Below are 19131 nucleotides of genomic sequence, written 5' to 3' on the forward strand. Positions count from 1 at the left end.
GAAAAGTCACGAACCTTTTTATTTTCAATGAGCATTTAGTCACCCCTGAATTATAACCACAGGAATATTTTCGGTTTTACTGAGTTTGTAACAGGGTATTAGGTGCCGGTATTCCACTTTTCTTATTTGAACGAAGTTAGAAATGATCGGGAAGTTGCAGAGGGTATTTTCATGGAATTAGGAAGCAGTAAATCGAACTACTGGTATAGAGCTAACTTACTTTAGAATATTCTTCCAGTTATAAACGATAAGCTTTTCCCGAATCTCCACAATCTGGAGACCGCATTTCACAGGACATTTTATCTAGATGAAAAATAAAACAAGGACCAACCTCCCAGGGTCAGTCCTTTGTTTTCATTAATAAACAGATGTATTTTCTTTTGATGTGTTTTCCAGAATTTCTTTTACTCGTTGTAAAAATCTTCCACATACCAATCCGTCTAGAACGCGATGATCAAGTGACATACAGAGATTCACCATATCACGAACGGCAATCATTCCGTTGTTCATGACAACAGGACGTTTCACGATCGATTCCACCTGAAGGATCGCTGCTTGCGGGTAATTGATGATTCCCATCGATTGTACCGAACCAAATGACCCAGTATTATTAACCGTAAACGTTCCTCCCTGCATATCTTGAGAAGTCAATTTACCACTGCGTACTTTTCCGGCAAGCTCTGTGATTTCTCTTGCGATTCCTTTGATCGTTTTTTCATCTGCATTCTTGATCACAGGAACATACAAAGCATCGTCTGTCGCTACAGCAATGGAGAGGTTGATGTCTTTCTTCTGTACAATCTTGTCCCCAGCCCACATAGAGTTGATTTGTGGATACTCCTTAAGAGCCTGGGCCACAGCTTTCACGAAGAAAGCGAAGAATGTCAGATTAAAACCTTCACGCTGCTTGAATTCTGTCTTGAGTGAATTTCTGTAGTCAACCAGGTTGGTTACATCCACTTCCATCATCGTCCAAGCATGTGGCGCTTCATGTTTACTGCGGACCATGTTGGAGGCAATCGCTTTGCGGATACCTGAAACCGGGATTTCAATATCGCCAGGTACAACAGGAATATTCGCGGCAGGTGCGGCCTGATTAGCTGGTTGTGCCGGAGCCGTTTCCTTCACAGGCGCCTGTTGTGGAGCCGAAGCTTCAGCCTTAGGTGCCGGAGCATCTCCTGCCTTCGGAATAGAACCTGATTCAATGATTTTCTTTAGATCCTTACGAGTGATCCGGCCGCCGTTTCCAGTGCCCTCCACTTGATCTAAATCAATATCATGCTCTTGAGACAATTTTAATACTGCAGGAGAATATCTGGCTTTATTTCCGCTGTCTTTCGCAGGAGCTTTTGATTTAGGTGCAGCCGGTGCTTCTGCTGACTTTTTAGGCTCTTCTTTCGGAGCTTCTTCAGCTGGAGCTGAAGCTCCACCCTCAATCTCGATTGAGCAAATGATTTCCCCTACTTCAAGAGTATCTCCCTCTTCGGCAATCAATTCTTTGATAGTACCTGTAAAGGAAGATGGAACTTCTGCATTCACTTTATCCGTTTGCACTTCTGCAATCGGGTCATATTTATTAACGGTATCACCAGGTGACACCAACCATTTACTAATTGTACCTTCTGTAACACTTTCCCCTAGCTGAGGCATTTTCATATTTTCAATACCCAATGAGGAACCCTCCTTACTCTCGCGTTTAATTGGTGTTGATTGTGATTAAAATTCTGCAAGTTCACGCATTGCTTTTTCTACTTTGTCCGGGTTAATCATAAAGTATTTTTCCATTGTCGGTGCATACGGCATAGCAGGTACATCTGGACCGGCAAGTCGTTTAACCGGAGCATCAAGCTCAAATAAACAATTTTCGGCAATGATTGCAGAAACCTCACCCATGATGCTTCCTTCTTTATTGTCTTCAGTCACAAGAAGGACTTTGCCTGTTTTAGAGGCTGCTTCAATGATTGCTTCTTTATCTAAAGGATAGATGGTACGAAGATCCAGGATATGCGCTTCGATTCCGTCCTGGGCAAGTTTTTCTGCTGCTTGAAGAGCAAAGTGAACACACAGACCATATGTGATGACCGTGATGTCTTCTCCTTCACGCTTCACATCTGCTTTTCCGATTGGAAGAGTGTAATCATCCTCAGGCACTTCTCCTTTAATTAGACGGTAAGCACGTTTGTGTTCAAAGAATAATACCGGATCTTCATCGCGGATCGCAGCTTTCAGCAAGCCCTTTACATCATAAGGAGTAGAAGGCATCACTATTTTCAATCCTGGCTGATTGGCAAACACAGCCTCAACGGATTGTGAATGGTAAAGCGCTCCATGTACTCCGCCACCATAAGGAGCACGGATGACCATCGGACAGCTCCAATCGTTATTTGAACGATAACGAATACGTGCTGCTTCAGAAATGATCTGATTAACTGCAGGCATAATGAAATCAGCAAATTGCATTTCAGCAATCGGCCTCATACCATACATGGCAGCCCCGATTCCAACTCCTGCGATCGCAGACTCCGCAAGTGGTGTATCAATGACACGGTCTTCCCCAAATTGATCGTACAATCCGTGGGTTGCTTTGAACACCCCACCTTTTTTACCGACGTCTTCTCCAAGAACGAATACTTTCTCATCACGTTCCATTTCTTCTCTTATTGCCATCGTTACGGCATCAATATATGAAATTACTGGCATGATTGAATTCCCCCTTACTTCTCTTCTGCGTATACATACTTCATCGCTGATTCAGCTTCAGCATATGGAGCATTTTCTGCATAATCCGTTGCTTCGTTCACAAGTTTCATAATGCGGTCATTGATTTCTTTTTCAATCTCATCATTCATGACGCCTGTTTCTTTTAAGTAAGCACCAAAGGTGATGATTGGATCATTTGTTTTCGCTTTGGCCACTTCGTCAGGAGAACGGTAGCTGCGATCATCATCATCAGAGGAGTGAGGAGTTAAACGATAAGAAACTGTTTCAACAAGCGTTGGACCTTCACCACGACGACCGCGGTCAGCGGCTTCCTTTACAGCTTTATATACTTCGATCGGATCATTTCCATCTACTGTGATACCAGGCATGCCGTATCCAATGGCGCGGTCTGATACTTTTTCACATGCCAATTGTTTTTCAATTGGAACTGAGATCGCATATTTATTATTTTCACACATGAAAATAACAGGAAGTTTATGTACACCTGCAAAGTTTGCACCTTCGTGGAAATCTCCCTGGTTGGAAGATCCTTCACCGAATGTCACAAACGTCACAACGTCTTTCTTCTCCATCTTTCCTGCAAGGGCGATACCCACTGCATGGGGAACTTGAGTCGTTACAGGAGAGGAACCCGTTACGATATTATTTTTCTTTTGACCGAAGTGACCTGGCATTTGACGTCCGCCAGAGTTTGGATCTTCTGCCTTGGCAAAACCGGATAGCATTAATTCCTGCGCAGTCATACCGAATGTCAGAACGACACCCATATCGCGATAGTATGGAAGAACGTAATCCTTCTCACGATCTAAGGCGAATGCAGCACCTACTTGAGCCGCTTCCTGACCTTGACAGGAAATAACAAAAGGAATTTTACCCGAACGGTTCAATAACCACATACGCTCATCGATTTTCCTGGCAAGGAGCATGGTTTCATACATTTCTAATACTTTCTCATTGGAAAGTCCTAATTCTTCATGACGATTTTCTGCCATTTTATTTACCTCCTACACAATCTAATGGTTGTAATAAGGTAGAGAAACTCTCTACCTTATTACTATTTTTCTTTTCATGAAGAGGGCTAATAAGCCTTCTCCGTTCTTTTAAGAGTGAATCGCCTTTCCATCCACAGCAAGTGCTGCTTCTCCAATCGCTTCAGATAAGGATGGATGAGGATGGATGGTATGGGCAATCTCCCATGGTGTTGCGTCTAATACTTTCGCCAGACCAGCTTCGGAAATCATATCCGTTACGTGAGGTCCGATCATATGAACACCCAGGATATCATCACTGTCCTTGTCGGCAATGATCTTCACAAAACCATCCGATTCCCCGTAAACAAGTGCTTTACCGATGGCTCTGAAGCTGAATTTACCGACTTTTAAGTTGTATCCCTTTTCTTTCGCTTCCTGTTCTGTGATACCGACACTTGCGATTTCAGGATTGCTGTAAATGCATTTAGAGATAAGTGAATAGTCAATCGGATCCGGCTTTTCATTAGCCATATGTTCAACTGCCGTGATTCCTTCATGAGAAGCGACATGGGCTAATTGAAGTCCACCGATCACATCACCGATCGCATAGATGTGGGATTCCTTCGTTTGGAAGAACTCATTTACTTCAATGAAGCCTTTTTCGACTTTTATATCTGTATTCTCAAGTCCTATCCCTTCCACGTTTGCTTGACGGCCAACGGATACCAGGATTTTATCAGCGGTAAATGATTTCTCTTCACCTTTATGCTCTGCTTTAATCGTGACCATTCCATCCCCTGTTTCTAAGGACTCAGGAAGCACCTTGGCGCTTGTCACGATTTTGACGCCTTTTTTCTTCATCAGGCGCTGCATTTCTTTTGAGATTTCATGATCTTCCGTCGGTACGATTTTATCCGCGTATTCAACTACGGTTACTTCAACATCGAAGTCCGAAAGCATAGAAGCCCATTCGATGCCGATGACACCTCCACCGACGATGATGATCGACTTCGGAAGCGCATCAAGTGAAAGCGCTTCATCAGAAGATAAAACATAGTCACCATCTATCTCAAGTCCAGGCAGTGAACGCGGTCTTGATCCTGTTGCCACAATGACATTCTTCGGAATAAGCATTGCGTTTTCTTCACCGTTGTTCATTTCCACGGAAATCGTCCCAGGCATCGGAGAGAAGATGGATGGTCCCAAAATACGTCCAAGACCTTCAAAGACATCGATCTTACCTTGTTTCATCAAGTGTTGAACGCCTTTGTGAAGCTGTTCGACGATTCCATCTTTTCTTGATTGCACTTTGGTGAAATCAAGTTCAACCCCATTGATTTTCACACCAAAGTCTTCACTGTGTTTCGCTGTTGCATATACTTCAGCACTACGAAGGAGAGCTTTACTAGGGATACATCCTTTATGCAGGCATGTACCACCGAGCTTTCCCTTTTCAACGATTGCTGTTTTTAATCCAAGTTGAGAAGCACGGATGGCGGCTACATAACCACCCGTCCCTCCTCCTAGAATGACTAAATCATATTCTTCTGCCAATCTTGAGTCCTCCTTGCTCTTATACTCTTGCTTCCTTTTTCACATTTCCAGGGTATACTTTATAGTCTTCTTCCTTCCGCAATACCCGGAGTGCCCCTTCAGCAAGAGCCTGAAGTTCATTTTCTCCCGGATGGATGACGACATCCGCTATCCAGTTGATCCGATCGCTGATCGCTTTGACGAATTCTTTGCCATATGCAAGTCCTCCCGTTAATACGATCGCATCTACTTTGCCATTTAAGACGGCGCTTGCCGAACCGATTTCTTTCGCGATCTGGTAGGCCATCGCATCATATACGGCTTTGGCCTTTTCATCGCCATTTTCAATCATTTTCTCTACTTTTACTGCATCATTGGTACCAAGATACCCGACCAGGCCGCCTTGACCAACAAGTTTTTTCATGATTTCATCCCGATAATAGTCCCCGGAGAAGCATAAATCAACCAAATCACCAGCAGGTACGGTCCCTGCCCTTTCTGGACTGAACGGTCCGTCACCGTGCAATCCATTATTCACATCTACGACTTTTCCATTCCGGTGAGCCCCGACGGTGATTCCTCCACCCATGTGAGTGATGATCAGATTCAAATCTTCATATTTTTTTCCGATTTCTTTCGCGACTCTACGCGCAACCGCTTTCTGATTCAACGCGTGGAAAATACTCTTTCTTTCGATCAGGGAGAACCCTGATACCCGGGCAAGAGATTGAAGTTCGTCTACGACAACGGGATCTACGATGTACGATGGAATATTTAATCCGGAAGCAATTTCAAATGCCAGAATCCCTCCCAGATTCGAAGCATGCTGACCAGAGTACCCTTCTTTCAGGTCCTTCAACATGTCATCATTGACAAGGTAAGTGCCGCCTTCTATCGGTCTTAGAAGTCCCCCGCGGCCACATACGGCACTCAGTTTAGAAACATTGATCCCTTCTTCATCCAATGTCTGAAGAATGGTGTTCTTTCTGAATTCATATTGATCGATGATGGTTGGGAATTCATTTATCTTTTCTGAATCATGACGGATCGTTTTTTCAAATATTGAGCGATCGTCATCGAAGACACCAATTTTGGTAGATGTCGATCCAGGATTAATAACGAGTATTCGATGTTTGTTTTCTTGCACTGTTGTTACCTCCATTTGGGCAGCTATATTGTATTGTTTGCATGAAAGATTTTTCCCCTATGATAGATAACCCCTTAGTCTGTTACATGTTCGCATTAACAGGGAAGAAACGCTTTACTTTCTGAAAGTAAAGCGTTTTTCTCTTCTCATTATCCACGTCTGCTAAGGATGTGGTGTCCATTTTGCAGGAATTGACTTCTTGAACGGCGCATTTTTTCAATTCGTTCTTCTGCCATGCGGTCAGCAGCTACGTAAGTTGGGACGTTATCACGTTTCGCGATTTCGATTACGCGCTCAACGTTGTTGTATACCTGCTCGACTTTCTTCATGGCTCTTTCACTGTTGTAGCCGTATAATTCATCCGCTACGTTGATGACTCCACCAGCGTTGATTACATAATCAGGTGCATAAACGATACCCATTTCATGGATCGCGTCACCATGACGCGTTTCTTTCAGCTGGTTATTCGCAGCTCCTGCAATGACTTTTGCTTTAAGCTGAGGGATTGTTTCATCGTTAATGATCGCACCAAGCGCACATGGGGCAAAGATATCACAATCAACACCATAGATATCGTTGATGTCAACTGCTTTAGCACCAAACTCTTCAACAGCACGTTGAACAGCTTCTTTGTTGATATCTGTAACGATCAGGTTCGCTCCTTCTTCGTGAAGGTGGCGGCACATATTGTATGCTACATTCCCGACCCCTTGAACGGCAATTGTTTTCCCTTCAAGGGAATCTGTTCCGAATGCTTCTTTCGCTGCTGCTTTAATTCCACGATAAACTCCGTACGCAGTAACAGGAGATGGGTTACCAGAAGAACCAAAGGCTGGTGAAATACCTGTTACATAATCCGTTTCTTCATGGATCAAATCCATATCGGCAACTGTGGTACCCACATCTTCTGCCGTAATGTAACGGCCGTTTAAGCCTTGGATATATCGACCAAATGCACGGAACATTTCTTCGTTCTTATCTTTACGTGGGTCACCGATGATAACCGTCTTTCCCCCACCTAAGTTAAGGCCAGCGGCAGCATTCTTGTACGTCATCCCTTTCGCAAGGCGAAGTGCATCTTCAATCGCCGCTTCTTCAGATTCGTATGTCCACATACGAGTTCCTCCAAGTGCAGGTCCAAGTGTTGTATCGTGAATGGCGATGATTGCTTTCAATCCTGATGCTTCATCTTGACAGAATACCAATTGCTCATAATCATATTGTTCCATATAGCTGAAAATTTTCATTATTATTTCCCCCTGTAGTCTGGTAGTATTTGTTGTTTTACATCATTTATTTAGAAGCAGAGCATATAGCGAGTGCCAATGAATATAATTTACTTTCAGCACTGTCCGCTCTGGATGTTAATACGATTGGTGCTTTTGCCCCGGCTATGACAGCCCCTACTTTGGCTTGGGCAAAATAGATCAGTGATTTGTATAAAGCATTCCCTGTTTCAATATTGGGCACCAACAGGATATCCGCCTGCCCTGCAACGGAGCTTTCGATCCCTTTATGTTCTGCTGCATGGTGAGAAACGGCATTATCGAGGGCCAACGGACCATCAACGATACAATGACGAATTTGTCCCCTATGGTTCATCATAGTAAGAGAGGCAGCATCGACTGTAGCCTGCATTGCAGGATTCACTACTTCCACAGCAGCAATCGGCGCTACTTTCGGCATGTCCACACCGATTGAACGCGCAACAGATACTGCATTTTCTATGATTTGTGCTTTTTGCTGAAGGTCAGGAGCAAGGTTCATCGCTGCATCTGTAATAAATGTAAGTCTCTCGAATCCAGATACCTCAAATGCTGCAACATGTGAAAGTACATTCCCTGTACGAAGTCCCCACTCTTTATTTAGGACTGCTTTCAAGATGACTGCTGTAGGGACATTTCCTTTCATTAAAACCCCTGCTTCGTTTTCCTTAACAGCCTTCACTGCAAGTTCCGCTGCTTTCTGCGGAGAAAAAGCATGTTTGATTTTAATATTGCTATGGGATATAAGATGCGGAGCAACCTCTTCTAAAAGGGAGAGGATTTTTTCTTTATCCCCGAACAATAAAAAGTCTGCCATCTTCTTTTCAACCGCCATGGTGACAGCACCCAGGACTTCTTTATCTTCTGCAGCGGCAACGGCTACAGTGGAGTTTTCAATTCGGGTTGCTTTTTCCACTAAAGATTGTAGATTCATGTATGTCGTTTCAACCCCTTTTTTCTGTTTTTTTGTTCCCATAAAACTACATGCAAGAAGCGTGCCAACTTCAAAACATTGAAAACGCTTTAAAAAATCGAATAAAAATGCGCAAATTATTTCATACCCTGCAAATTATTTCATGCTATTTATTTCAATGTTATATTTTTCAATTTTATAATATAAATTCCTCACCGACACATTTAATACTTTGGCCGTAGCCGTTTTGTTACCATTATTCTGCTCTAAAACCTTTTGAATTATATTCTTTTCAAAAACCTCAACTTGGATGGCAAGATCTTCAACGGAGTCAGGCGAAGGTAATTCCGCTGTATTGCCCACGGTTTTGACTGAAGATTCTAATTGAGGTAAATGCTTCCCATCGATATTCACTTCATTGTATTTCATGAAGATGATGGCTCTCCCCAGGACATTCTCCAGTTCCCTCACGTTTCCCGGCCAATGATAATTCATCAATTTGTACATTGCGCTTTCTGTTATCCCCTCTACATTTCTCCCATAATCCTGATTGATCTTAGTTATCAACGCTTCAGCAATGAGGGGTATATCGGATTTGCGCTGCCTCAAAGGCGGTATCTGTATCGGCATCCGATTCAGTCGGTAATAGAGATCTTCCCTGAATGACCCGTCAGCAATTCCCTTTTCAAGGTTTACATTCGTGGCAGCGATGACACGGACGTTGATTTGAATTGACTTCGTCCCTCCTACTCTCACAATTTCATTTTCCTGGAGGACCCTTAATAATTTCGCTTGTGTATTTGCACTCAGTTCTCCTATTTCATCAAGAAAAATACTGCCGTTATTCGCTTCTTCAAATAGACCGCGTTTACCTCCACGCTTCGCTCCGGAGAACGCACCCTCTTCATACCCGAATAACTCACTTTCCAACAGGTTCTCTGATAAAGCTGCACAGTTCACCCTGAGGAATTTATTGAATTTACGGTCACTGGCATTATGTATCGCATGGGCAAACAATTCCTTCCCGGTTCCCGATTCCCCGCGAAGGAGAACGGTAGCTGGCGTCTTGGCCCCTAGCTTAGCCTGCTCAATGGCAATCATCATTTCCTCAGAATCACCGATAATATCCTCAAACATATACTTTGCTTCAAGCGTTCGGATAATTCTTCTGGCACGGTCCAGTTCCTGGGTTAGTGACTGGATTTCTGACATGTCATGAATGACCCCGACACTTCCCTTAAGCTTATTGTTCACAATGATGGGTGCAACGTTGACGATGACTTCCTTTCGTTTCGGTCCTACCCGCATTTTTGTTCCACGGATCGCTCTCCGCGTTTGCAGCACCTTCAAATGAATACTTTCTCCTTCAGAAATGTCTGCCGTCGCAGGCTTCCCTATCACTTCCTCCTGGGAAAGGCCCGTTATCCTTGTATAAGCGGGATTAATCAGGATCCCTTTCCCATCTTCATCTACGACAGAAATTGCATCGTCACTAGAATAGATAATGGCTTCAAGCATCGTCTGAATTTCTTTGAGGTTGGTTATTTCTTCAGCCAAATTCACTACTTCCGTGATATCTTTGAAAACCGAAAAGGCCCCTATAATTTCATCTTGGTCGGTGATCATCGGTATTCGGTTTGAGATAATCTTCAACCCATTCCCCAGAATGACCTCCTGATTGATTTCCGTCCGCTTTGTCTGAATCGTTTTGGTCAATTTGCTTTCCGGGATCACTTCTGAAATATGAAGACCCATTACATCTTCCTGATTCTTCCCAATCATCCGCTCAGCACTTTTATTGAATAACATAACAATGCCTTGTTCATCGATCCCGACCATTCCATCATCAGTCGAATTAAAAATAAGATCCCTTTTAAATGATTCACTCGTCAATTGGTGGATAAGGTCTTCTTTTTCTTCAAGGAGCTTCGAAATAAGGAATGCCACACTTCCAGGTATGATGACCGTGTTTTTACCACGCTTATCCCTTATCTGTTCGAACACTTCCTGCTCTCCGGTCACTTCTATGACGATGTCGACAGAATCATTGAGGAAAGGCCGCCAATCCGTACCGACCTGGATCCCCAGTTCTTTTGAGAGCTCGATCCCCGGAGCTTTTTCATTTATGTCTACAACCGCAATCACTTTCATGACTGAGACCTCATGGAGGATCTGTAAAATAGCTGTACCACCCTTACCCCCACCAACAATTAGAACCTCTTGCAACTTTCTTCACCCCGACACCTGCAATATTTTTCACACTCATAATGTTACACTACTTTTTGAAACTTGACAATTTTCTGCGTGGATGTAGAATTTTAGTATGGAAACGAAAAGGAGTTATGCATCTCATGGTCCGTCTAATTGCCTTGATTATTATGTTGATCCCCGGCGCATTTGCAGCTCTTGGGATTAAGTTAATGAGAGATATGCTATTCGGGATCCTGCAGCCCCCGATCCCTTTTTTATGGCTGCAGTTCATTATCGGGTTACTATTCTTTATTTGTGGTTTAGCATTCATTGCCGGATTCGTCCTGCATCGTGATCGAAAACGCAATAAAGTTCAGTCACGATTCAACAAGAAAGGCTAGCGCAGAGCGCTAGCCTTTCTTGTTGGTTTCTCTCAATTTCCTTGCTTTTTCCGGGTAGTCCGTTACAAATGCAGTGCATCCTAAATTCAATAACCTCTCCATCTGCTCAACCTTATTCACCGTGTAAGGCCTGACGCAAATCCCATTGTTCATCGCCTCTATTATAATGTCGTCCCTGACGGCTTTCAGATTGGGATGTATCCCCTTCGCCCTTAATGACTGGGCATAAATCCAAGGCATGAATAAGCCCGACGAATAGAGGGGTGCAATTTCGACGGCAGGCTCTAACCGGTAGCATGCTACAATCGAATAATGATTAAAAGATGATATAATGATCCGTTCCTCAAATCCAAATTCCCTGATTAAGGCAATCACTTTTTCTTCTAGGCCTTGATAGTCGATGATACTATTCTTCAGCTCAATATTACAAAGAAGTTCATTCCCCTTCAGCCACTGAAAGACCTCCCTTAATGAAGGCACACGATTCTTCTTGAATAATTTACTTTTAAATGTAAAGTTCGCTTGTAATTTTTGAATTTCTTTCAACGAATAATCTTTAACGAAGCCCTTTCCATTTGTCGTCCTATTAACGGTTTCATCATGTATCACAACCATTTCTCCGTCTTTCGTCAGCTGAACATCCAATTCAATCCCATCAGCCTTCACTCTTTCAGCTTCATAAAAAGCTTCCATTGTGTTTTCCGGATGAGTACCTGCGGATCCACGATGAGCAAAAATCAGCGTCATGAGTTCACTTCCTTCTTTTTCTTTATGTACGCTTTATATCTGACTTCATTATATACTTATTATACCCCTTCTCAAAGGATGAACCTTATAATCCAGAATAATAAAAAATCCTGAGAAACTCAGGATTTTTTAAGGGTGGCTTTATATTAGAACCAGCGGCAACCACATCTGCGGCGGTTGTCCATTTCCCCGGCTACATCATTATCTCTGCAACGGCGCACTGCTCTGCAGAAATCTTCTCCTCTGATATAAGCTCTAACAGGAACTCTGAAGTCGTTGTCGGAAGCACCTGCAACATCATTGTTTCTGCAGCGGTCAGAAGCTCCTCCAACATTGTTATTATTACGGTAGTTTCCCATCGTCTCACCTCCCCCTATATTGTTTTTGCACTACCCTTTATCTTATGCCACCGAGGACAAGCTGTAAGGGCTAACCACCATCTATGAACAAAAGAGGCGATTGCAATAGGGTTTGGTGAGGATTCACGCAAGAGGAAGAGGAGAACTTAAGCAAACAAAAACCCCCTGAACCGCATGGCCCAGGGGGATTGTCATAAATGCATGATTCAATTTGGAAGATGTTTGTATTATTTCTTACTCTTTCAAGAAGCCATATGCTCCAATCGAAGCTTGTCAGCCACCATGGCGATGAACTCTGAGTTCGTTGGTTTCGCCTTAGACATGCTGACGGTGTATCCGGCGTAGTGGCGCGGTTTATTCATCCGTCAAATTCATCGGCACATTCAGATTCCGACAAATTCATCGCTATCTCACGTAAAAATTCATCGCTATAGGAGGCGCTCAAATTGAACGCTAAATTCACCGTAAAGAAACGGCGAGGTAGGGTTAACGCTAATATTGACCTCGAACAGTCGCTCGAAAAATTCCTCGACTCAAGGCGGTTGGCTAACAGGTCGGAAAAGACGATCAAAACGTACCGTCAATCCATCGGCAAATTCATCGAATGGCTTGGCGAAAATGGGCTGAAGCTAACGCCTGATTCAATCACGGAATACATTCGCTACCTGCAATTCGAAAAGCAGCGCTGGGACGACCATCCGACTAGCCCGAACGGCGGGACCGGTATATCTCCACGAACGATCAACAATATCGTGCGGAATTTGAAGGTGTTCTGCAACTACTTATATAAGGAAAGAATTATTCCGGAGTTGCCGACGACCAACGTCACGTATCAGAAAGAATCGAATGACACTTTCGAAGTATTTTCGGACGAAGACGTAATGAATTTGCTCTCTGCACCAAATCAGCGAGTGTACACAGGATTTAGGGATTATGTTATGATGCTCGTGCTGACGGACACTGGCATGCGAATCAGTGAAATGACCGGCGTTAAGTTGTCCGACGTAGACTTCGGAAGCAGGCAGATTTATATTCGGGCTGAGAACGCCAAGACTCGTATCGGAAGGCTCGTTCCTTTTTCCGCGAGGACTGCGAAGGAGATCGACAAGTTGAACGACATGACCGGAGCTGAAGACGACGATTATATTTTTATGACGCAGTTCGGCGAAAGGTATTATGCGGACACTTTTGCGAAGATGCTGAAGAAATACGGAAAGAAGGCCGGACTGACTGGCGTGCGTGTGTCGCCCCATACCTTCCGGAATTACATGGCGATTAAGTATCTGAAGAATGGCGGAGATCCTTTCTCGCTCATGCGGATACTAGGACACACGGACATGTCGATGACGAGTCGTTACGTTAAGTATTCAAACGTCGATATTAATTCGTTTCATGAAATCGCAAGTCCTGTTCGGTCGCTGCTCGATAAAGGCAACAGTCGGAAGCGCGGAACCAAACGTTTTAAATAAGAAAAAACCCGTCGTCATTTCACGGCGGGCTTCTTTGTTATTGCGATTGATAACACGTTCCGCAGTAAATCTTCCCGTAAGCTTCATACGTCTCATTGTCGCTCAAGCTCTGCCGACATTCATCGCACTCCTTCGTATTCCCATACCGCCTGTCGTGATCGTACATGGAACCGGAATTGCCCGTCTTGTAGTCGCTCATGTTGTCGCATCCCCTTTCCGTATTACTTCCAATTTATGCTAACGACTTTTGCGCTAGAACCCGATTCAACGCCTTCCTCCACAGCCACAACTCGTCAACCAAATCGCTCAATCCTAGCGTAGTCTCACGCAGGTCACAGGCGTGCTCAGACTCCCTATATACGGTGAATACGCCCTTCCAAGCGTAATGTATTACCGTGATTTCCTCGACGCCGTATCGCCCTTCCTGCGCCATTGTGACGTACCACTTCTCGCCTTGATCGTCCCACTCCGCATGCTCATCGAATAACAGTAGGAATTTCCGAATGTCTGACTTGCGTCGTATTGTCGCCATGCTGTTCCCCCTCCATCTTCGATTGTTTTATCCGATCCTCCACCTTGCCCGGCAGCTTCGTAATAAATCGCGCATACCCTTCCCGACACTTCACGTAATTCATCGAATGGTACGGCTTCATATTCGCCAGGTCTTCCGCCGTGAACGGGTACAGTTCGTCTTTGAGCTCGCGATAATTATCCTTGTCACAACCGGCGATTAACATATAAGACGTATTGGCCGACCGGAGCTCCCTGCGCATATGGGCGAGCTGATTAATGTAGTGGCACGATATGATCGGCTTGCAGATAAATTTCGCAACCTGCGACAGCTTCGACGTCATAAACTTTTCCGTATTCTCTACCTGATAAATTTCGTCAATTACGAGGTTCACTTTTCGCCGCTTACTTTTATCGCGAATCTTATCCGCCCGTATCTGAAGCGCCAGCCATATTTTCGTAATCCAGTACGTTGTGCAAATGTCGCGCTCGCCTTGCGTTGGAAACTTCGATTCGGGCATCCGGATACAGATAACTTGATTCCGCTGCATCTCCTCGACTAAATCGACGTTGTGGTCCATCGATTGCTTCAGCATGAGCTCCATCTGCGTATTACGTTTGAGCACCGACAGGCGATCGATAATGCCGACGATTAACTGCAGTCGAGTCCCGACTATTTCGCCGTCCTTCACGTCGTCCAGTTCCCGTAGCGATTCCATATACTCCGACATAAACTCGTTCTGACCGGCCGGTACTTTTCGCAGATACTCATGGCGCTTACTGACGTTCTGCAATACTGAAAACACGTCGCGAATGGATCCGTTATTGATAAACACCGTCAGGCTTGCCGCCTCAAGGTAACGTTCCATCTTAGGCGATAATCGGCTTTCGTCTACGTTAATCGCGTTAATCAAGGCGAGCAGGTTTGCAGTCTGTCGCTTAGCATTTTCGTACTGAGCGAATGGGTCAGCCGTGAATCCCACCTCGTTATAGCCGAGCCCTTGTATTTTCGCCGGATTGGAGTTGTCGATGTTGAGCACTTTGTCGGCCGGAAACAGTGCGGAAATTTCATCGCTGAGCTCGTTGTTTTCGATAAAGTCGAACAAGATGACGCATTCGTCTGCCTCAATCGCATCGATGCAAAGGTTTCCGATAAAATTCGATTTCCCTGCCCGCGTTGGTCCGATCAGTAACGTGAGAAGGTTGCGATAATGCTCATAGTCGCTGAGGTAAGCCGCCTGTTTGACACCGCGATAAGTTACTTCGCCAATATTCATTACTCCTTTCCGCAAGTCCTTAGGCACCTGCGTCTCCTGCGTGTTAATCTTCTCGATAAAGTTATAGCGTTCGAGCACGTCACGGCCAGGCATGGCGATGAAATTCTGCGCTTCCAAGTCGCTGACTTTGTTGACGCTTGCTCCGGCGATTTTATATTCGATCGGGCTGACCGCCTTCCTCAACGGCTTTGCAATTAAGCGATTGTCGTCCGTGATTGTTTCGAATGACTGCGTGACTGCCTTGGCGTTATTTCGCTGACGTAACTTATCGCTCGACTCGCTCATCACGGCGATTTGGGTATCGAGCACCACCGCCGCCCCTTTCTTGCGCGTTGATTCGCTGATTTGCTGACCGCCATTGAGCCGGTCGACAATGCGTTCGAGTGAATCGTCAGCCTTTTCTTTCTTACCGCCAAGCACTTCGCCAATGTCGTCAAGCAGCCCGGCGAGTATGCCGAAGCCTAGTTTCAGCGCATAAGCGACGCCTGTTTTATTGCGATCAGTCGGCAGGTTCCGCTTCACTTTTCGCATCGTGTTTTCGTAGGTCGACCGCCAAGTGAATTGCGATGTAGGTACGAAGTTATAGAACACCGCCACTTTGTCGCCTTCTTCCATTATATCTACGACGTTCAGTTTCGAATTGAGCAGGTCGTTGTCGCGTCGGTCGGCGGCGAGGCTTAGCGCATCCTCCTTCGCATACTCGAGCGAATATTGTGTAGCCGTCTCGCTGAAAGTGGGCAATTCGCTAGCCTCCTTCACTGTTATGCCGGACCAACTGTCGCTGATTTTTTCCTTGATTAGCGATAAATACTGCTTAGGAATGACGAAGTAAAACTCGACTTTGTTGCGTTCGATATAAACGTAGTAACCGACTTTCGCCGCAAGCTCAAGCGAATACTTAGTGCCGAGCAGGAATTCGCGGCCTAGCGCCTTGATTACCTTCGCCTCCTCTGTCCGGACGCTTTGTATGAGATTGCGATAAAGGGAAGCGATTGCCCTGGCGATCTTATGCGTGTTGTTATTGCGGATGGAATTGTTTGGCGTGAGTTTGATAAACGTATAAGTCGGTTTGATTACGTTGACGATTTCGCTGAATTTAACTCTCTCCATATTAACGCCCTCCTCCCGGTATTAATCGCAGTAATATATTCGTCACAATCAACACGCCTGCCCATCGGCCGCCGTCACGCCAGCCCGCAACTTTCAGCAGAATAAGTATCGCCGAGCCGACGAGCGTGAACGCCATAAGCAGGTCGGTTAATGCGTCCATGATTCCAAGCGCGACTTCAGTAGCTATGTCGGCTGTCTTATCGCGAATGGATTCGGTCGGCGACCAAAGTAAGCCCGGATGCTTATCGCCCGTGTCGTTGAGTAGCTTCGTAATAATGCCCGGCTGAACGTGCTGACCGCTTATGCCTGCGACCTTATCAGCGATGGGAGTCGGATCGAGCCACTCTCCGCTTGAGCTATCGCGCAAGGCGAAGTGTAAATGCGGACCTGTTGAGAGCCCCGTATCGCCCGATATGCCGAGAGTTTCGCCCTGCCCTACCGATTGCCCTAGCCGGACGTTAACACCGCTCATATGCCCGTATATGGCGCGTGTGCCGTCGTCTAGTTTAACCGACACTCCTCGCCCGATTGCGTCTGAGCCGTCGTACACTCGGTCGATGACGCCTTTGCCGATTGACCTCAGCGTTGTACCTTCTGGCATGGCGAAATCGATTCCGTGATGAGGCTCGAAGTCGCGTACCGGTGACAGCTCGCCGAATTTACTTGTGAGCCGGAATTTCATCGCCATTTCCGTTCACCACCAATCCGACACTTTACCGCGTGAATTCCTATATCGATGATACCTCCTACGACCTTCATGCCTACGATATACGGCAGTGCTTTTAACATTAAAGCCGTTGTTGCAGCTCCGGTTAGCATTTACATCACCCCGTCTTTGAAAAACGTTTCCCAATCGATCAGTACCGACTTGTTAGTAACCGCCAAGTACGCCTTGTGCGCCATGAATGCGGTGAAGATAACCGTTTTAATCGTAACCATTTTCGTCACCCTTTCTTTAAATCTGCGAATAATTTATCGACTTCATCCATGCCGAACGGGAAGGCGAGTAATAGCAGATAGACTAATAGATACGAGAAGAAATGTTTTTTCGCCCCGTCAAAATCGCCAGCGCCGACGGACTTAATCGTATCAATTCCGCCTTTGAATATGATGATCCACTTGCCGATGTCGAGTATTTTGTAATATAGAACGTTTGCCTTGGCGTCAATGGCCGAAGCAGCGAAGGAAATGTCTGCGCCCGTGACGAGTAGAATGACCGCCGACCCTGCGATTTGATATTTGAAGCCGTGCCGTTGCCAGTGAGTCGGGCGCTGGTATTCTCCGCGAACAAACTCGCCGAAATTAATTCGTTCTGTTTTGCGCATATTGTCGTACCTCCTCGATGAAAAAATCGGTTACTAACCGCATGTGTACTTGCATTAAATCTCCCGACCGCGCATAAGTTGGCAGTGAACAACGCCGACGACCTTGGCGATAGTGTGTCATAATTTAATACCGTTGAGCGACGTCAGACTTACTCGGTTAGTGACCGGCTGAGCTGGCGTCTTTTCTTTGCGATAAGGCGTGACATCAATAGTTTCCATATCACGTTGAATGAGACGTTTTATATATCCGCTGAAATTCGGGTATCTATCGCAGTGACTTTTGAGCTGACGTTGGAACGGATCCAATACGTTAAAGCTGACCGACTTGTTGACGATTTCTTTCGCCATAGTGCGACACCTCCGTGCGAGTTATTAAATAGTTAACGACCGGCGATAATGAGCGATAGCGAAAAGGAGATTCGTAGGGCTGCGTCGAAAGTTATTAAGTAGTCGTTATCTAGTTAATATATCTATACGCGGATGGGCGAATATCTTGCACGTCCATGTAAAATAAATTGTGAAATTTTTCATTACGGATGGGAAAGGAAGATTTGCGGTGAGATTGCGAAGCAGGATCGGCGTATTAATAGATGATTCGAAGTATAGTCGCGAGGATATGATGCGCGAGTTTAAGAGAGGGCGGAACACGATTTCGAATTGGTGTACAGGTAAGAGTTTTCCGAGCGTGCCGGAAGTGTGGAGGCTGGCGGAAATGCTAGGCGTCGAGGTAGGCGAGTTGTATGCGGTGGAAGATTGGGCGAAGCACAACGAAGAAAAAGCCCCGACCGAATGAACGGACGAGGCGAGTTTGTTGCTTATTTATTTCCAGTTGATAACGGTTAGTTGCTGACACTTGGCGCAAGTGAAGTTCTCCGCCGTCTGAAGCACCGGTTGCTTTTTCGCACAATGCGGACACTTAACTTGCTGCTTGCCTAGTGCCAGGTAAATAATGCCGAGCGACATGAAGAATAATCCGATGGCCGGTAGGATTCCGATGATCGTCAGAAACAGCAACGCCGACGTGAATATCCCGATCCCTCCGAGCGTGAATGCGAACACTTTTCCGATTCCACGTCCGAACCCACTGCGCTTTTTCTCAACGTCAATCATTAATCTATTTTCGCCAATACTTTTCGTTGCTTCCGTCATTTTAACCCGCTCCCTCGTATCGTAATAATTACCTTAATTTTACT

The 19131-nt window shown here is 45.3% G+C and carries 20 protein-coding genes and 1 pseudogene; 3 read left to right on the plus strand and 18 right to left on the minus strand.

The features are described 5' to 3' along the window. Nucleotides 1-357: 357 nt before the first annotated feature. The 8 genes from KYJ26_RS16510 to KYJ26_RS16545 all read right to left on the minus strand — a co-directional run bounded on the left by KYJ26_RS16510 (nucleotide 358) and on the right by KYJ26_RS16545 (nucleotide 10776). Nucleotides 358-1671 carry a dihydrolipoamide acetyltransferase family protein gene (locus tag KYJ26_RS16510; protein ID WP_219168463.1) on the minus strand — a complete coding sequence of 438 codons (1314 nt, stop codon included), beginning with the start codon at nucleotides 1669-1671 and terminating at the stop codon, nucleotides 358-360. A gap of 45 nt (nucleotides 1672-1716) precedes the next feature. Beyond that, complete coding sequence (locus KYJ26_RS16515) at nucleotides 1717-2700, minus strand: alpha-ketoacid dehydrogenase subunit beta (RefSeq protein ID WP_098353637.1); 984 nt, start codon at nucleotides 2698-2700, stop codon at nucleotides 1717-1719. A gap of 14 nt (nucleotides 2701-2714) precedes the next feature. Further along, nucleotides 2715-3713, minus strand: a complete 999-nt coding sequence (locus KYJ26_RS16520; RefSeq protein ID WP_219168464.1) for a thiamine pyrophosphate-dependent dehydrogenase E1 component subunit alpha — start codon at nucleotides 3711-3713, stop codon at nucleotides 2715-2717. A gap of 108 nt (nucleotides 3714-3821) precedes the next feature. Then, nucleotides 3822-5246 (minus strand): dihydrolipoyl dehydrogenase, encoded by a 1425-nt coding sequence (lpdA, locus tag KYJ26_RS16525; protein ID WP_219168465.1) that lies wholly within the window; start codon nucleotides 5244-5246, stop codon nucleotides 3822-3824. 19 nt (nucleotides 5247-5265) lie between these two features. Then, a complete protein-coding gene (gene buk, locus KYJ26_RS16530) occupies nucleotides 5266-6387 on the minus strand; it encodes a butyrate kinase (protein ID WP_257475089.1) in 1122 nt (373 codons plus the stop codon). Nucleotides 6388-6521: 134 nt separating this feature from the next. Then, a complete protein-coding gene (gene bcd, locus KYJ26_RS16535) occupies nucleotides 6522-7619 on the minus strand; it encodes a branched-chain amino acid dehydrogenase (protein WP_219168467.1) in 1098 nt (365 codons plus the stop codon). Between the two features lie 46 nt (nucleotides 7620-7665). Next, complete coding sequence (yqiS, locus tag KYJ26_RS16540; RefSeq protein ID WP_219168468.1) at nucleotides 7666-8571, minus strand: phosphate butyryltransferase; 906 nt, start codon at nucleotides 8569-8571, stop codon at nucleotides 7666-7668. Between the two features lie 135 nt (nucleotides 8572-8706). After that, nucleotides 8707-10776 (minus strand): sigma 54-interacting transcriptional regulator, encoded by a 2070-nt coding sequence (locus KYJ26_RS16545; protein ID WP_219168469.1) that lies wholly within the window; start codon nucleotides 10774-10776, stop codon nucleotides 8707-8709. 125 nt (nucleotides 10777-10901) lie between these two features. On the opposite strand from KYJ26_RS16545, the gene KYJ26_RS16550 reads away from it, so the two are divergent. Next, on the plus strand, nucleotides 10902-11141 hold the full coding sequence (locus KYJ26_RS16550) for a DUF2627 domain-containing protein (protein WP_219168470.1): 240 nt from the start codon (nucleotides 10902-10904) through the stop codon (nucleotides 11139-11141). 9 nt (nucleotides 11142-11150) lie between these two features. Here the strand turns inward: KYJ26_RS16550 and KYJ26_RS16555 are convergent, their stop codons facing one another. The 3 genes and pseudogenes from KYJ26_RS16555 to KYJ26_RS16565 form a co-directional block, all read right to left on the minus strand. After that, on the minus strand, nucleotides 11151-11888 hold the full coding sequence (locus KYJ26_RS16555) for a glycerophosphodiester phosphodiesterase (protein ID WP_219168471.1): 738 nt from the start codon (nucleotides 11886-11888) through the stop codon (nucleotides 11151-11153). 146 nt (nucleotides 11889-12034) lie between these two features. Continuing rightward, nucleotides 12035-12247, minus strand: coding sequence for a hypothetical protein (locus tag KYJ26_RS16560; protein ID WP_219168472.1), 213 nt, complete (start codon nucleotides 12245-12247; stop codon nucleotides 12035-12037). 242 nt (nucleotides 12248-12489) lie between these two features. Next, nucleotides 12490-12585, minus strand: a pseudogene (locus tag KYJ26_RS16565) (sporulation transcription factor Spo0A); the annotation flags it as partial. Nucleotides 12586-12693: 108 nt separating this feature from the next. On the opposite strand from KYJ26_RS16565, the gene KYJ26_RS16570 reads away from it, so the two are divergent. Further along, on the plus strand, nucleotides 12694-13716 hold the full coding sequence (locus tag KYJ26_RS16570; RefSeq protein ID WP_219168473.1) for a tyrosine-type recombinase/integrase: 1023 nt from the start codon (nucleotides 12694-12696) through the stop codon (nucleotides 13714-13716). Nucleotides 13717-13753: 37 nt separating this feature from the next. Here KYJ26_RS16570 and KYJ26_RS16575 read toward each other — a convergent pair whose 3' ends face one another. From KYJ26_RS16575 to KYJ26_RS16600, 6 genes are all read right to left on the minus strand, one after another. Then, the gene (locus tag KYJ26_RS16575; RefSeq protein WP_219168474.1) at nucleotides 13754-13915 is read right to left on the minus strand and encodes a hypothetical protein; all 162 of its coding nucleotides are present in this window, start codon (nucleotides 13913-13915) and stop codon (nucleotides 13754-13756) included. Between the two features lie 277 nt (nucleotides 13916-14192). Next, nucleotides 14193-16613, minus strand: coding sequence for a type IV secretory system conjugative DNA transfer family protein (locus KYJ26_RS16580; RefSeq protein ID WP_219168475.1), 2421 nt, complete (start codon nucleotides 16611-16613; stop codon nucleotides 14193-14195). 1 nt (nucleotide 16614) lies between these two features. Further along, nucleotides 16615-17301, minus strand: a complete 687-nt coding sequence (locus KYJ26_RS16585) for a M23 family metallopeptidase (protein ID WP_219168476.1) — start codon at nucleotides 17299-17301, stop codon at nucleotides 16615-16617. Next, nucleotides 17292-17432 carry a hypothetical protein gene (locus KYJ26_RS16590; protein WP_219168477.1) on the minus strand — a complete coding sequence of 47 codons (141 nt, stop codon included), beginning with the start codon at nucleotides 17430-17432 and terminating at the stop codon, nucleotides 17292-17294. The genes KYJ26_RS16585 and KYJ26_RS16590 overlap by 10 nt, the downstream gene beginning before the upstream one ends. A gap of 125 nt (nucleotides 17433-17557) precedes the next feature. Then, on the minus strand, nucleotides 17558-17938 hold the full coding sequence (locus tag KYJ26_RS16595) for a hypothetical protein (protein WP_219168478.1): 381 nt from the start codon (nucleotides 17936-17938) through the stop codon (nucleotides 17558-17560). 117 nt (nucleotides 17939-18055) lie between these two features. Continuing rightward, nucleotides 18056-18286 carry a hypothetical protein gene (locus KYJ26_RS16600; protein WP_219168479.1) on the minus strand — a complete coding sequence of 77 codons (231 nt, stop codon included), beginning with the start codon at nucleotides 18284-18286 and terminating at the stop codon, nucleotides 18056-18058. A gap of 208 nt (nucleotides 18287-18494) precedes the next feature. Between KYJ26_RS16600 and KYJ26_RS16605 the strand changes: the two genes are divergently transcribed. Next, entirely contained in the window at nucleotides 18495-18731 is a 237-nt protein-coding gene (locus tag KYJ26_RS16605) for a helix-turn-helix transcriptional regulator (RefSeq protein WP_308807570.1), read from the plus strand. A 26-nt stretch (nucleotides 18732-18757) separates the two neighbouring features. Here KYJ26_RS16605 and KYJ26_RS16610 read toward each other — a convergent pair whose 3' ends face one another. Continuing rightward, entirely contained in the window at nucleotides 18758-19087 is a 330-nt protein-coding gene (locus KYJ26_RS16610; RefSeq protein WP_219168480.1) for a hypothetical protein, read from the minus strand. Nucleotides 19088-19131 lie beyond the last annotated feature (44 nt).

Source organism: Rossellomorea orangium (assembly GCF_019334305.1).
Classification (GTDB): Bacteria; Bacillota; Bacilli; order Bacillales; family Bacillaceae_B; genus Rossellomorea.

Bases quoted from the DNA above. Each gene is read 5' to 3' on its own strand.
- KYJ26_RS16515 (WP_098353637.1), bottom strand. From the start codon at position 2,700: ATGCCAGTAATTTCATATATTGATGCCGTAACGATGGCAATAAGAGAA.
- KYJ26_RS16520 (WP_219168464.1), bottom strand. From the start codon at position 3,713: ATGGCAGAAAATCGTCATGAAGAATTAGGACTTTCCAATGAGAAAGTA.
- buk (WP_257475089.1), bottom strand. From the start codon at position 6,387: ATGGAGGTAACAACAGTGCAAGAAAACAAACATCGAATACTCGTTATT.
- bcd (WP_219168467.1), bottom strand. From the start codon at position 7,619: ATGAAAATTTTCAGCTATATGGAACAATATGATTATGAGCAATTGGTA.
- yqiS (WP_219168468.1), bottom strand. From the start codon at position 8,571: ATGAATCTACAATCTTTAGTGGAAAAAGCAACCCGAATTGAAAACTCC.
- KYJ26_RS16550 (WP_219168470.1), top strand. From the start codon at position 10,902: ATGGTCCGTCTAATTGCCTTGATTATTATGTTGATCCCCGGCGCATTT.
- KYJ26_RS16555 (WP_219168471.1), bottom strand. From the start codon at position 11,888: ATGACGCTGATTTTTGCTCATCGTGGATCCGCAGGTACTCATCCGGAA.
- KYJ26_RS16560 (WP_219168472.1), bottom strand. From the start codon at position 12,247: ATGGGAAACTACCGTAATAATAACAATGTTGGAGGAGCTTCTGACCGC.
- KYJ26_RS16575 (WP_219168474.1), bottom strand. From the start codon at position 13,915: ATGAGCGACTACAAGACGGGCAATTCCGGTTCCATGTACGATCACGAC.
- KYJ26_RS16580 (WP_219168475.1), bottom strand. From the start codon at position 16,613: ATGGAGAGAGTTAAATTCAGCGAAATCGTCAACGTAATCAAACCGACT.
- KYJ26_RS16585 (WP_219168476.1), bottom strand. From the start codon at position 17,301: ATGGCGATGAAATTCCGGCTCACAAGTAAATTCGGCGAGCTGTCACCG.
- KYJ26_RS16590 (WP_219168477.1), bottom strand. From the start codon at position 17,432: ATGCTAACCGGAGCTGCAACAACGGCTTTAATGTTAAAAGCACTGCCG.
- KYJ26_RS16595 (WP_219168478.1), bottom strand. From the start codon at position 17,938: ATGCGCAAAACAGAACGAATTAATTTCGGCGAGTTTGTTCGCGGAGAA.
- KYJ26_RS16600 (WP_219168479.1), bottom strand. From the start codon at position 18,286: ATGGCGAAAGAAATCGTCAACAAGTCGGTCAGCTTTAACGTATTGGAT.
- KYJ26_RS16610 (WP_219168480.1), bottom strand. From the start codon at position 19,087: ATGACGGAAGCAACGAAAAGTATTGGCGAAAATAGATTAATGATTGAC.